We start from the raw sequence: 307 nt of genomic DNA on the forward strand, positions 1-307 counted from the left end.
TTGCAATTCTATAAATTCTTTACAAATTGGTAATCCCAAACCGGTTCCGGCTTCTTTATGATTCATAATCTTTGGCTTATTAAAAGAGTATTTAAATAGATCAGCTAACATATGAACTGGGATTCCTGGTCCCTGATCCTGAATCGATATTTCAAGATAAGAATCATTGAACTTATGTACAGATAGTTTAATGTATTTTTCGGGAGGAGTAAATTTAATCGCATTTGAAATTAAATTTCTCAAAACTGTCTTGGTCATATCTATATCACATAGGATACATTCATCCAATTCAACCTCTTTAATAATT

Annotated in this window: 1 protein-coding gene; it reads right to left on the reverse strand. The window is 30.6% G+C overall.

Annotation, left to right across the window (positions count from 1 at the left end; all coding sequences use genetic code 11):
* A partial coding sequence (locus OM075_RS26045) for an ATP-binding protein (RefSeq protein WP_301193448.1) occupies positions 1–258 on the reverse strand: 258 nt, incomplete at its 3' end.
* Positions 259–307 lie beyond the last annotated feature (49 nt).

Origin of the sequence: Plebeiibacterium sediminum (assembly GCF_026013605.1) — a bacterium.
Classification (GTDB): Bacteria; Bacteroidota; Bacteroidia; order Bacteroidales; family Marinilabiliaceae; genus Saccharicrinis; species Saccharicrinis sediminus.